Here is a 12,388-nt window from a genome sequence, read left to right on the forward strand (position 1 = left end):
TACTTAGCGCCTACCTTAGTAGGCTAATTTATTTGTCAGTCTGAACCCGGGCAGTGCTCACACAGGCTGCTTTAGCAACCTGAACGCCCTGAAGTGCGGCCCTGAAGGGGCGAGCACAGCGAATAATCCTCACGTACTCCGTGTACGCTGGCTGTTTCACGCTGTCCGTGTCCAGACTGCCTGCAACAATTACGCCTGTTGGGCCAGGCTCGTAGCGGAAGCGGGCCGGGCGGCGTATTGCGGTTCTGCCGTCACGCACCATTGTTGATAGCGTTGATAAAGTTGTTGATAGCGGGCGACGCGCGCCGGATCGGGCTGCATCGTCACGGCAATCGGGCTGGCCATGACCTGTTGTGCATCAGGGACGCTGGCGTGAACACCAGCGGCCACGGCGGCGAAAATAGCCGCACCCAGCGCACAGCACTCGTCAGAGGCGACGATATCCAGTGGCCGGTTCATCACATCGCAGCAGGCCTGCATAATCGCCGGAGATTTCCGTGCGATGCCGCCGAGGGTCAGAATGCTCTCGACCGGGATCTGCTGCTGCTCGAAGCACTCCATAATGGCGCGTGCGCCAAACGCGGTGGCCGCGACCAGACCGCCAAACAGCGCGGGGGCATCGGTGCCCAGATTCAGGTCGGTAATTACCCCTTTCAGACGCTGATTGGCGTTTGGCGTGCGGCGACCGTTAAACCAGTCCAGCACCACCGGCAGATGGTCGAGCTGCGGATTGGCGGCCCAGGCTTCGGTCAGATCTTTAATCAGGTTTTTCTGCATCTCAGCCAGCTGAGGCTTCAGCGCCGGATGCTGCTGCGCCGCCAGCTGTAACGGCCAGCCCAGTAAACGGCTGAACCAGGCATAGATATCACCAAAGGCAGACTGACCGGCCTCCAGCCCGATAGCGCCGGGCACGACGCTGCCATCGACCTGACCACAGATGCCTTTAATATCGCGATCGCCAACTTTTTCTGTGTCAGCAATCAGGATGTCGCAGGTGGAGGTGCCGATCACTTTCACCAGCGTATAAGGTTTAGCTCCGCCACCGACTGCGCCCATATGGCAGTCAAATGCGCCACCGGAGAGCGTGACCGTCTGCGTCAGGCCAAGACGCTGCGCCCACTCGGGGCTGAGCGTGCCGACCGGCAGATCCGCAGTCCAGGTCTCTGTGAATAACGGCGAGTCGAGCTGCTGGGTTAACAGCGGGTCGAGTGCATTAAGGAAATCGACATCGGGCAGGCCGTTCCAGTCGCCGTGCCACAGCGCTTTATGACCGGCCGCACAGCGGCCACGGCGCAGCTTATCTGGCGCGGTGGTGCCGCTTAACAGGGCAGGTACCCAGTCGCACAGCTCGACCCAGGAAACGGCGGCCTCACGCACGGCCGCATCTTCACGCGAGACGTGCAGAATCTTCGCCCAGAACCACTCCGAAGAGTAAATGCCGCCGATATAGCGGCTGTAATCCTGGAAGCGGCCGCTGTGGCACAGCTGATTAATCTCTTCGGCTTCTTCTATCGCCGTGTGATCTTTCCACAACACAAACATCGCGTTGGGGTTCTCCGCGAACTCCGGGCGCAGCGCCAGCACGTTGCCGTCGCGGTCGATGGGCGCGGGGGTTGAACCGGTGCTGTCAACGCCAATGCCGGCTACGGCGTTGCGTTGATCGTCGTTCAGTGCATTCAGCACGCCGAGCAGCGCCTGCTCCATGGCGTCGATGTAATCCTGTGGATGGTGACGAAAACGGTTCGTGTGCGGATCGCTGTATAAGCCCTGCTGCCAGCGCGGGTAGCTGCACACCGCACTCTGCAGCTCTTTGCCGCTATGACAATCCACGGCCAGCGCACGCACCGAATCACTACCAAAGTCCAGCCCAAGGGTGATGGCTCCAGCACGCATCGGAATCTCCTGTAGTTAGTTAACTCCTGTATCCTGGGTTCGGCGCGCCGGAACAGTTAGTCATCGCTGGCTAACAATATGCACTTTTCTGTCATCGGCAGTGATTTTGTGATCCATTGCAAAAGTTAAGCTCCGGTTAAATTTGCTGAATATATGGATCATTTTGTCGTGATTTTAATGTGTGATACCGCTCTACATTTTTCTTCGCTAATACCGCTAAAACTAGCCCAGCGTCTGGACAGTCTGTCAACACATGCCAGCCTAACGCACTGATTTATGGCTGTACCCACATAAGAAAATTAACTGGTAGCGTTTACACCGATTCGTTATTAGCAGCGAAAAATAACCTGGTACCGGAGAGCATCATGCATAAATTCACTAAAGCATTCGCGGCCATCGGCCTGGCAGCGGTTATGTCACAATCCGCTATCGCCGAGACCATGAAGCTGGGTTTTTTAGTCAAGCAACCAGAGGAACCCTGGTTCCAGACTGAATGGAAATTCGCCGACAAAGCGGGCAAAGATCTTGGCTTTGATGTCATCAAAATTGCCGTGCCGGATGGTGAAAAAACCCTGAATGCCATCGACAGCCTGGCGGCCAACGGCGCGAAAGGTTTTGTTATCTGTACCCCCGATCCGAAACTCGGATCCGCCATTATGGCGAAGGCACGTGGCTACGGCCTGAAAGTCATCGCCGTGGATGATCAGTTCGTCACCGCCAAAGGCAAGCCAATGGACACCGTGCCGCTGGTGATGATGGCGGCCACTAAAATTGGTGAGCGTCAGGGGCAGGAACTCTATAAAGAGATGCAGAAACGCGGCTGGGATGTGAAAACTACCGGCGTGATGGCGATTACCGCGAACGAACTCGACACCGCACGTCGTCGTACCGGCGGCTCAATGGATGCCATCAAAACCGCTGGCTTCCCGGCAGCCCAGATCTACCAGGTTCCCACCAAATCTAACGATATCCCTGGCGCATTTGACGCCGGTAACTCCCTGCTGGTGCAGCATCCTGAAGTCAAACACTGGCTGGTTGTCGGCATGAACGACAACACCGTGCTGGGCGGCGTGCGTGCCACCGAAGGACAGGGCTTCAAAGCGGCTGACGTCATCGGCATCGGCATCAACGGCGTCGATGCCATCAGTGAACTGTCAAAAGATAAGGCGACCGGCTTCTACGGTTCGCTGCTGCCAAGCCCGGATATCCATGGCTACAAAAGCAGCCAGATGCTCTACAACTGGGTCAGCAAAGGTGAAGAGCCACCGAAATTCACCGAAGTTACCGATGTGGTGCTGATCACCCGTGACAACTTCAAAACTGAACTGGCGAAAAAAGGACTGATGTAACCCTGAGCCTGTCGGGCTGTCCGCAGCCCGGCATCCTTAATAGCCGATTTCGCGCCGCCCGCCCTGACAGGCCGGTGGCGCGAAAGAGTGAGGACCAACATGAACACTGATTCAGCATTTCTGTCGTTTCATGGCATCAGTAAAACCTTCCCTGGCGTGAAAGCGTTGCAGGATATCTCCTTCGACTGCCGGGGCGGTGAAGTCCATGCGCTGATGGGCGAGAACGGCGCAGGCAAATCGACGCTGTTAAAAATACTCAGCGGCAGTTATCAGCCGAGCGGCGGTGAGATTCGTATTAAAGGCAAGCCGATGAGCTTTCAGCGCACCACAGATGCACTGGACGCGGGCGTCGCCATTATTTACCAGGAACTGCATCTGGTGCCGGAAATGAGCGTGGCGGAGAACATCTACCTCGGTCAGATTCCGCACAAACATGGGCTGGTCAATCGTAAGCTGATGCGCTTTGAGGCGGGCCTGCAGCTGAAAAACCTCGGCATGGATATTGACCCTGATATGCCGCTGAAATACCTGTCGCTGGGACAGTGGCAGATGGTGGAGATTGCCAAAGCGCTGGCGCGTAACGCGCGCATTATCGCCTTTGATGAGCCAACCAGTTCCCTGTCGGCGCGTGAAATCGACAACCTGTTCCGCGTTATCCGTCAGCTCCGCGAGGAGGGCCGGGTGGTGCTCTACGTTTCACACCGCATGGAAGAGATCTTCGCCCTCAGTGACGCCATCACCGTCTTTAAAGATGGCCGCTACGTGCGGACCTTTACTGACATGGCTAACACCCATCACGACGATCTGGTGCAGGCGATGGTGGGCCGTAACCTGGGTGATATCTATGGCTACTCACCACGCGCTAAAGGCGACGTGCGGCTTGAGCTGGACAAGGTGGAAGCGAAGGGCGTGCGGACGCCGATTTCGCTGAAAGTTCATGCCGGTGAAATCGTCGGTCTGTTTGGCCTGGTCGGAGCCGGACGCAGTGAACTGCTGAAAGGCCTGTTTGGCGGCACGCGTCTGCGTGGCGGTCAGGTGATCCTGGACGGCAAACCGCTGCCGCTGCGTGAACCCATCGACGCTATCCGTGCGGGCATCATGCTTTGCCCGGAAGACCGCAAAGCCGAGGGCATTATTCCGGTGCACTCGGTGCGCGACAACATCAATATCAGCGCCCGTCGTCATAATCTCACCGCCGGTTGCCTGATTAAAAATGGCTGGGAAAACAAAAACGCCGACAGCCATATACGCTCGCTGAACATCAAAACGCCCAGCGCCGATCAGCTGATCATGAACCTCTCCGGCGGTAACCAGCAGAAGGCGATTCTGGGACGCTGGCTCTCCGAGGATATGAAAGTGATCCTGCTGGATGAGCCCACGCGCGGCATCGATGTCGGTGCCAAACATGAAATTTATAATCTGATTTATCAGCTGGCGAACCGGGGCATTGCGGTGCTGTTCGCCTCCAGCGATTTACCGGAAGTGATGGGCCTGGCCGATCGCATCGTGGTGATGCGTGAAGGTGCCATAGCCGGTGAACTGCTGCACGACGACGCCACGGAGCAGCAGACGCTGAGCCTGGCGATGCCCAAAACCACTCAAGCGGCCGCCGTGGCCTGACAGGAGATCATCATGGCTTCATCCACGACCTCAAATACGCCGCAGCCCGCTTCACGCGGCGGCCTGCAGTTAGGTCGCATCTGGGACAACTTCGGCATGCTGGTGGTCTTTGCGCTGCTGTTTATTGTCTGTGCGATTTTTGTGCCGAATTTTGGCTCGTTTATCAATATGAAAGGCTTAGGGCTGGCGATGTCGATGTCCGGCATGGTCGCCTGCGGCATGCTGTTCTGTCTGGCCTCCGGGGATTTCGATCTGTCGGTCGCCTCGGTGATCGCCTGTGCGGGTGTGGTGACCGCCGTGGTGATCAACATGACCGAAAGCCTGTGGATTGGCGTGGCAGCCGGTCTGGTGCTCGGCATGATCACCGGCTTTATCAATGGCTTTGTGATTGCCCGACTGAAGATCAATGCACTGATCACCACGCTGGCGACCATGCAGATTGTGCGCGGCCTGGCCTATATCTTCTCTGACGGTAAAGCGGTCGGGATCGAAGATGAGCGCTTCTTTGAGCTGGGCTTTGCCAACTGGCTTGGCGTGCCAGCACCCATCTGGCTGACACTGGCGACCATGCTGATCTTCGGCTTCCTGCTTAACAAAACCACCTTTGGCCGTAATACCCTGGCAATTGGCGGCAATGAAGAGGCGGCGCGACTGGCCGGTGTGCCGGTGGTGCGTACCCGTATCATCATCTTCATTCTGTCCGGGCTGGTTTCCGCGGCGGCGGGCATCATCCTGGCGTCACGTATGACCAGCGGTCAGCCAATGACCTCCATCGGCTATGAGCTGGTGGTGATTTCTGCCTGCGTACTGGGCGGTGTGTCGCTGAAGGGCGGCATCGGCAAGATTTCCTACGTGGTTGCAGGGGTATTAATTCTCGGCACCGTCGAGAATGCGATGAATTTATTGAATATCTCGCCATTCTCACAGTATGTGGTGCGCGGTCTGATACTGTTAGCTGCGGTGATTTTTGACCGTTACAAACAGAAAAAAGCCTGACTGATCGAGCCGTTGGCCCGCAGAAGCAGACGCCTCTGCGGGCTATCCGAACACTAACAGACTGAGTGAGGTCGCTATGTATCACCGCGAATTACCGGCCGAGCAGCAAAACCCCTTGTTGCCGGGCTATTCATTCAATGCCTGGCTGGTGGCGGGGCTGACGCCCATCACCGCTGATGGTCCGCTCGATTTCTTTATCGATCGCCCGCACGGCATGAAAGGTTACATTCTGAACCTCACCATTAAAGGCAAAGGGCGGGTATTCGACGGCGAGCGGGCATTTGACTGCGAACCAGGCGAAATGCTGCTTTTTCAGCCAAAAACCGCTCACTACTACGGCCGCGCGCCTTACAGCCCGCAGTGGTTCCACCGCTGGGTCTATTTCCGTCCGCGCGCCTACTGGCACGACTGGCTGCGCTGGCAGGATGAGCAGGAGGGCGTGGGACGACTGCTGCTGCCGGAATCGCTGCGCGGCGAGTTCGACCGCCTGTTTGCCAGTATCGAACAGACGCACAACTCGGGCCGCCGCTTTGCGGAAGAGCTGGCGATGAACCTGCTGGAACGGCTGCTGCTGCGTGCCGTTGAAGAAGATCCGCGCAGCCATCAGTTAATCCGCGACCCGCGCGTTATCGAAGCCTGTCAGTATGTCACCAACCATCTCGCCAGCGAGGTCAAGATTGAGGAGGTAGCGCGCCACGTCTGCCTGTCACCGTCGCGACTGGCGCACCTGTTCCGCGAGCAGATGGGTGTCAACCTGCTGCGCTGGCGTGAAGATCAGCGCGTTATCCGCGCCAAACTGCTGCTGCAGACCACTCAGGAACCCATCGCCTCGGTAGGGCGTGAAGTGGGTTACGACGACCAGCTTTACTTCTCACGGGTATTCCGCAAGCGTGTTGGCGTCAGTCCCAGCGACTTCCGCCGCCGCAATCAGGATGCGCACGATAGCCTGGCGGCGCAGACGGCCTGGCCCCTGGCGCGAAGTGCTATCTCTTAGTTTTTTCGGGGGATTCCGCCTTGTCCTCACCTGGTTAATAGTCTTAAATCAATCAGGTTATCAACTAAGAGCCTGCCAGGCAGGCTCTGAGAGGAATCCAAATGAGCGATAAATTACGTGTTGGTCTGATCGGCTACGGCTTTGCCAGTAAAACGTTTCATGCTCCGCTGATTGCGGGAACGCCGGACGTCGAACTGGCCGCCATTTCCAGTAGCGACGCCAGCAAAGTCCACGCCGACTGGCCTGCCGTGAAGGTGGTGGCCGATCCTCAGGCGCTGCTGGACGACCCGACTCTGCAATTGATTGTCATTCCTACCCCTAATGACACCCACTTCCCGCTGGCTAAAGCGGCGCTGAATGCCGGTAAACATGTGGTGGTCGATAAGCCATTTACCGTGACGTTGTCACAGGCGCGCGAACTGGATGCGCTGGCGAAAGCTAAAGGGTTGCTGCTGTCAGTGTTCCATAACCGCCGCTGGGACAGCGATTTCCTGACGCTGAAATCCCTGCTTGAAGCTGGCTCGCTGGGTGAAGTGCGCTACTTCGAATCGCACTTTGACCGTTTCCGTCTGGAAGTGCGTAATCGCTGGCGCGAAATGAAGGGCGCAGGCAGCGGAATCTGGTATGACCTGGGGCCACATCTGCTGGACCAGGCGCTGCAGCTGTTTGGCCCGCCGGTCGCCATCAATGTTGACCTGGCTGAAATGCGTCCGGGCGCGCAGACCACCGACTACTTCCACGCCACCCTAACCTATCCGCAGCGCCGTGTCGTGTTGCACGCCAGCATGCTGGTGGCGGCAGAATCCGCCCGTTATACCGTTCACGGCACGCGCGGCAGTTACGTTAAATATGGTCTGGATCCGCAGGAAGATCGCCTGAAGTCGGGCGACTTCCCGCCGCAGGAGGACTGGGGCTATGACATGCGCGACGGCACACTGACGTTGGTTGATGGCGACGCCCTGACCGAAACCACGCAGCTGACCCAGCCGGGCAACTATCCGGCTTACTATGCGGGCATCCGCGATGCCATTGCCGGACGCGGTAATAATCCGGTGACGGCGGAAGAAGCGATTCAGGTGATGGAGCTGATCGAACTGGGTCTGCAATCCGCCGAGAAACGCCAGACGCTGTCGCTGAAGCGCGTTTAATGGGTGAGTGTAATAATGGTCATTTAATACTTCGGGCAGATGCCTGACAAGCTTAAAAGCGGGCAAGTACTACAGCAATAAATTTGCTTAACATTCAGGGAACGGGGTCAGAAGAGGAAAGCGTCCCGCGCCAGGACGGCGCGGGCAGAGCATGCCAGGGATGGCGGCTTTTGCGTCTTTCCGATCTGACCCCGTTCCCTGTGTAAGCTCGGTCTTAAAGCCACCTGTCCTTGAGCATTTCCTTACATTAAAACGGGCCGGATATCCGGCCCGTTTTAATGGCTGCAACGAGCAGATTACTGCACGCGGGCGCGGATAGCCGCTTTCTCAGCCTCGCTGAGGAAGGCAATCGTCAGTCCATTCTCCTGCGCCTGACGCATCTGCGCTGCGCTCAGACCGGCAGCCGGTGCGGCGTGCTGATACTCATGAGCAAGCTCAATGCCCTGAACCGCCGGATCATCGGTGTTGATGGTCGCCAGAATGCCATGCTCCAGGAAGGTCTTCAGCGGATGCTGCGCCAGTGAAGGCACGGTGCTGGTCTGGATATTGGAGGTCAGGCAGGATTCAATACCAATATGGTGCTCCGCCAGGAAATCCATCAGCGCGCGATCTTCAATCGCTTTCACGCCGTGACCGATACGCTCAGCGCCCAGCTCACGAATCGCCTGCCAGATGCTCTCCGGACCGGCCGCTTCGCCCGCATGCACGGTAACCCGGAAACCGGCATCGCGCGCCTGGGTAAAGTGACTCAGGAACTCGCTGCCCGGGAAGCCCAGCTCATCACCCGCCAGATCGACCGCGGTGATGTGATTGCGATGGGCCAGTAAACCTTCCAGTTCGGCAAGGCAGGCATCTTCGCCAAAGGTACGGCTCATAATGCCAATCAGACGCACGTCGATATCGTGCTGCTGACGGCCAGCGCGAACGCCGTCAATGACTGCTTCCACCACACCGGCAATCGGCAGGTTATGGGTCATCGCCATATAACCGGGCGAAAAACGCAGTTCAGCATAATGAATGCCCGCGCGCGCGGCATCTTCAACATTTTCCTGCGCAATGCGGCGGCAGGCATCCAGATCGCCCAGCACTTTCACGCCCCAGTCGAGTTTCTGCAGGAAGCTCACCAGATCAGGTTCATTCTGGCCGACCTGCACATGCGGACGCAGCGTCTCCAGCGTTGAGGCGGGCAGGGCAAGATTAAACTGGCGGCCTAAATCGAGAATGGTTTGTGCACGAATGTTGCCATCAAGGTGGCGGTGAATATCAGTCAGAGGAATTTTAGAATCGATCATGGCGCACTCGCTGAGTTGTCGGTGAAGTGCAGAGCATTATAAAAATATCTTGCGCAACAGCGCCAGCTATTTGCGCAACAGCCGCGCCGGATGCTGCTTAATTACCCATAACTGGCGGGCAAATCAGCGTTCAGGCATAAAAAAAGCGACCCGAAGGTCGCTATAGATGGAAGATAGTGCTTACTGCGGCATGCCTTCGCTGGTCGGCATACCCAGCATATAGCGGGACATAAATTGTTCCAGCGTCATCTTGTCGCCGTTCATGTTCACCTGACCGTTGGCGTACTGAAGGCTGGTCACGATGTTGTTATCCTGCTGCTGAGTCAGGCGGAACATCTGACCCATCGCCGCCAGACCTTTTACCTGCTGATCCGCCAGCTTCTGGGCGTCATCTGCCTGATAACCCTCAGCCAGACCCACTTTGTGCATGGTTTCGGTTGCCATCGGCATATTGATCACCAGCTTGCTGTCCAGGCTTTTCAGTACCCGGTCAACCATAGCGCTCAGCGTCTGGGCTTCACCGGTCACGGCAGAAGGATCGTTGAAGCTGGCCGTCAGATTAAAGGTGCTTTCACCTTTGTCATTCTTCCAGCTCAGCGGAGCAATGCTGATGGATGGCGAGCCTTTCAGCAGCATCGGCAGATTGGCCATCAGAATCTGATGCACGCCTGCCTGATAGCGGATAGGATCTTCCGCAACGCCAGGCTGGGTCAGCAGCTCCTGCATCTGCGCGTTGTAACGATCGGAGAAGGCTTTGACCGCCTGCGCATCAAACTGTGACAGCTTCATCTTCAGCGCTGCCTGACCGAAGTCCTGCTTCTGCAGCTGAACGCCTTCCACTTTGTAATCAATATCGCCGCCAATTTTACCGGCGCTGTTATCGAAAGAGGAGGTGCCTTTCATTTTATGCAGCGTCAGGGCGTCCTGACCATTGATGCTGGCATTCACCTTCTCAATGTCCACCGATTGATCGCCGATGCGCACGCCTTCCGGGCTGAGATGCGTGTTACCGCTCAGCTTCAGACCATTAACAGTGAACAGTACCGGCTGGCCCATCTCATTTTTACTGGTCAGCGCGAGGCTATCCACATCGCTGTCCAGCGACACTTTATCGCCTTTATTATCAGCGCTGACATTGAAGGTGCCGCCATTGGTGGCAAAACGCTCGCCGGTTTGCGCATTCTGATAGTCAACCGGCAGGACACGCAGCGCGGTATCGGTAGCGCCGCTGTAGCCGATGCGGGTATCTGCATTAATCAACGATTTATTGCCGGTCAGCTCGAACAGCTTCTTCACCGCATCGGTGTTAGCCAGCTCGGTATGAACGGATGCCATGCTCGGGATCAGATTGAAATGCTTCAGCTGCGCAAACGGGAAAGGGCCATGATCGATGGTTTCATTCAGGATGATGCTCTGACCCGGCTTCAGCAGCGGGTTATCTTCCGTCTGCGAATTGGCCTGAACCACCAGATTCACCTTGCTGCTGAACACGCCGCGCTGATAGTCCTGATAGCTGATCTTCAGTCGACTGTTAGGGGCATAAGCGTTCAGCTGTGCATTGGCGTTCTGCACCAGCTCATCCCTGTGGCTTTCAATTTGCTTGCCGGTGAACCACGCCGCGCCAGTCCAGACTACGCCCAGTGCGATGATGACACCTACGGCAACATTGGTCTTTTTCATTGCTGATTCGTCCTTATCCTTGAGTCCGCTTATGCCGCAGGTTTACCCCAGCGACCGAAGAAAAACGCCTGCAAGCGTTTAAAAGCTAATAGGTTGAAATAATAGCAGTTAACAGAGATTCCGTCAGCCGCTCTACCCTAAGTCGTTAAATACCCGCGCCAGCCGGCCCGTACCGGCGACCGTTACCGGCGATTCGCTGGCGGCAATGAAGCAGGATTCACCCGGTTTCAGCGTCAGTTGCTGATCGTCTTTGGCGATAACCGCCTGGCCTTCGATGCAGAACAGCAGGGCGGCGCTCTGCTGCGCCAGCGATTGCGGTTCTGCGTTCAGGCTATGGATGGCAAAGGCAAAATCTTCCACCGGAATCGGGAAGCGCTGCGCATGACCCTGTTGCTCTGGCTCCGTCAGCAGCGAGCTGGCAGGTTTTTCATCAAACTTCAGGTTGGCCATCAGCTCGTCGATATCGATATATTTCGGGGTTAAACCGGCCCGCAATACGTTATCAGAGTTGGCCATCACCTCCAGCGCCACGCCTTTCAGATACGCGTGCGGGGTTTCCGCGTAGAGGAACATCGCCTCGCCGGGCTGCAGGGTGATGACATTCAGCAGCAGCGGTGAAAACAGGCCGCTGTCGTCAGGATATTCAGCCGCAATCATGCGAATAGTTTCCCACGGCTCACCCTGTTGCGCATCAAGCGCGGATTTCAGCACGCCCAGCGCCAGCGATTTCGCTTCACCCTCCAGTGACAGCAGGGTAGAGAACAGCGCAGCAAGCGTCTCCTGATCCGGATGTTGCAAAAAATGGGCAATCTGAGGATGAGCACCTGCAACCGGCTCCAGCAGGGAGACCATCTGCGTCAGCGTGCGAAAGCCATTCATTGCCTGGAACGGCGTCAGCGCATAGACCAGCTCCGGCTTGTGGTTTGCATCTTTATAGTTGCGCTCGGCGGCTGTCAGCGGAATCCCCGCCGCATTCTCACGGGCAAAGCCCACTTCGGCCGCACGTTTGCTGGGATGGACCTGAATCGACAGCGGCTGATCGGCACACAGCACTTTGAACAGGAACGGCAGTTCACCAAAGCGCTGTGCTACCGCGTCACCCAGCATCGCGGCGGGCGCCGCATCAATCACGTCACGTAACGAACGCGCGCTGCCCTGTTCCATCACGGTTGAGGGACTTTTCGGATGTGCGCCCATCCACAGCTCTGCCATCGGCAGACCCTCGGGATTGGCAATCCCGTAAAGCTCAGTCAACGCCGTTTTGCTGCCCCATGCGTAATTTTGTAGCGAATTGTTCATTTTTTGCATTGTATAACCCTTTATCACGGGAAATTATTGCGGCTATTAAAGCAGAAACTACCGGTAAAAATACATATCCAGCGCAAAAGGACGCTAAGCTCTGATAATGTTAAATTA

At 56.9% G+C, this 12,388-nt stretch carries 9 protein-coding genes; 5 read left to right on the plus strand and 4 right to left on the minus strand.

Annotated features, from left to right (window positions below):
- Positions 1–189: 189 nt before the first annotated feature.
- Positions 190–1,893, minus strand: a complete 1,704-nt coding sequence (locus IBT54_RS05200; protein ID WP_201251741.1) for a ribulokinase — start codon at positions 1,891–1,893, stop codon at positions 190–192.
- 365 nt (positions 1,894–2,258) lie between these two features.
- Here IBT54_RS05200 and IBT54_RS05205 point away from each other — a divergent pair, with 365 nt between their 5' ends.
- The 5 genes from IBT54_RS05205 (at position 2,259) to IBT54_RS05225 (ending at position 8,000) form a co-directional block, all read left to right on the plus strand.
- A complete protein-coding gene (locus IBT54_RS05205; protein WP_201251742.1) occupies positions 2,259–3,242 on the plus strand; it encodes an arabinose ABC transporter substrate-binding protein in 984 nt (327 codons plus the stop codon).
- Between the two features lie 99 nt (positions 3,243–3,341).
- Positions 3,342–4,862: an L-arabinose ABC transporter ATP-binding protein AraG gene (gene araG, locus IBT54_RS05210; protein ID WP_033783010.1), complete on the plus strand. Its 1,521-nt coding sequence runs from the start codon at positions 3,342–3,344 to the stop codon at positions 4,860–4,862.
- Positions 4,863–4,874: 12 nt separating this feature from the next.
- Positions 4,875–5,858, plus strand: a complete 984-nt coding sequence (gene araH, locus IBT54_RS05215; RefSeq protein ID WP_013357784.1) for an L-arabinose ABC transporter permease AraH — start codon at positions 4,875–4,877, stop codon at positions 5,856–5,858.
- A 76-nt stretch (positions 5,859–5,934) separates the two neighbouring features.
- Positions 5,935–6,852, plus strand: a complete 918-nt coding sequence (gene araC, locus IBT54_RS05220) for an arabinose operon transcriptional regulator AraC (protein ID WP_201251743.1) — start codon at positions 5,935–5,937, stop codon at positions 6,850–6,852.
- Positions 6,853–6,953: 101 nt separating this feature from the next.
- Entirely contained in the window at positions 6,954–8,000 is a 1,047-nt protein-coding gene (locus tag IBT54_RS05225; RefSeq protein ID WP_033783014.1) for an oxidoreductase, read from the plus strand.
- 296 nt (positions 8,001–8,296) lie between these two features.
- Here IBT54_RS05225 and add read toward each other — a convergent pair whose 3' ends face one another.
- The 3 genes from add to manA all read right to left on the minus strand — a co-directional run bounded on the left by add (position 8,297) and on the right by manA (position 12,280).
- Positions 8,297–9,292 (minus strand): adenosine deaminase, encoded by a 996-nt coding sequence (add, locus tag IBT54_RS05230; RefSeq protein ID WP_201251744.1) that lies wholly within the window; start codon positions 9,290–9,292, stop codon positions 8,297–8,299.
- Positions 9,293–9,472: 180 nt separating this feature from the next.
- Positions 9,473–10,972, minus strand: a complete 1,500-nt coding sequence (locus IBT54_RS05235) for a YdgA family protein (RefSeq protein ID WP_013357787.1) — start codon at positions 10,970–10,972, stop codon at positions 9,473–9,475.
- A gap of 132 nt (positions 10,973–11,104) precedes the next feature.
- Positions 11,105–12,280: a mannose-6-phosphate isomerase gene (gene manA, locus IBT54_RS05240; RefSeq protein WP_201251745.1), complete on the minus strand. Its 1,176-nt coding sequence runs from the start codon at positions 12,278–12,280 to the stop codon at positions 11,105–11,107.
- Between the last annotated feature and the right edge of the window lie 108 nt (positions 12,281–12,388).

The sequence above is a fragment of the Pantoea sp. S62 genome (assembly GCF_016658625.1).
GTDB classification, from domain to species: Bacteria; Pseudomonadota; Gammaproteobacteria; order Enterobacterales; family Enterobacteriaceae; genus Pantoea; species Pantoea vagans.

Bases quoted from the DNA above. Each gene is read 5' to 3' on its own strand.
- IBT54_RS05205 (WP_201251742.1), top strand. From the start codon at position 2,259: ATGCATAAATTCACTAAAGCATTCGCGGCCATCGGCCTGGCAGCGGTT.
- IBT54_RS05225 (WP_033783014.1), top strand. From the start codon at position 6,954: ATGAGCGATAAATTACGTGTTGGTCTGATCGGCTACGGCTTTGCCAGT.
- IBT54_RS05235 (WP_013357787.1), bottom strand. From the start codon at position 10,972: ATGAAAAAGACCAATGTTGCCGTAGGTGTCATCATCGCACTGGGCGTA.
- add (WP_201251744.1), bottom strand. From the start codon at position 9,292: ATGATCGATTCTAAAATTCCTCTGACTGATATTCACCGCCACCTTGAT.
- araH (WP_013357784.1), top strand. From the start codon at position 4,875: ATGGCTTCATCCACGACCTCAAATACGCCGCAGCCCGCTTCACGCGGC.
- araG (WP_033783010.1), top strand. From the start codon at position 3,342: ATGAACACTGATTCAGCATTTCTGTCGTTTCATGGCATCAGTAAAACC.
- manA (WP_201251745.1), bottom strand. From the start codon at position 12,280: ATGCAAAAAATGAACAATTCGCTACAAAATTACGCATGGGGCAGCAAA.
- araC (WP_201251743.1), top strand. From the start codon at position 5,935: ATGTATCACCGCGAATTACCGGCCGAGCAGCAAAACCCCTTGTTGCCG.
- IBT54_RS05200 (WP_201251741.1), bottom strand. From the start codon at position 1,893: ATGCGTGCTGGAGCCATCACCCTTGGGCTGGACTTTGGTAGTGATTCG.